Raw genomic sequence first — 321 nt, 5'->3', positions numbered from 1 at the left:
CGTCGGCGATGACGGCCGCGTCGGCGGTCACGTACGGCAGCATGTCGGGCCAGTCCGCCGCCAGTGCCTGCGCGCGCACCTCGGCGAACAGGTCTCTCGCCCGGTCCTGGTGGCCCAGGCGCAGTTCCACGTAGCCCAGGTTGTGATGCTCGACCGCGACCATGCGGGTGTCGCCGATCTCCTCGTGGAGGGTGACGCTCTCCCCGATCAGGACCCGGGCCGACGCCAGGTCGCCGGACATCGTGGCCACTCCGGCGAGGATGTGCGCGGGGCCCGATCCGAGCCGCTTGTCGCCGCTTCCGTCCGCCACCTCGCGGGCCT

The 321-nt window shown here is 72.6% G+C and carries 1 protein-coding gene; it reads right to left on the bottom strand.

The window, feature by feature from the left end; genetic code table 11:
* Nucleotides 1–321, bottom strand: a 321-nt coding sequence (locus GT042_RS08105; RefSeq protein WP_202532506.1) for a hypothetical protein, incomplete at both ends; no start/stop codon positions are given.

Origin of the sequence: Streptomyces sp. SID3212 (assembly GCF_009865405.1) — a bacterium.
GTDB lineage: Bacteria > Actinomycetota > Actinomycetes > Streptomycetales > Streptomycetaceae > Streptomyces.
Note: the sequence above shows the minus strand (reverse complement) of the source record. Positions and strands in the feature narration are given on the sequence as shown.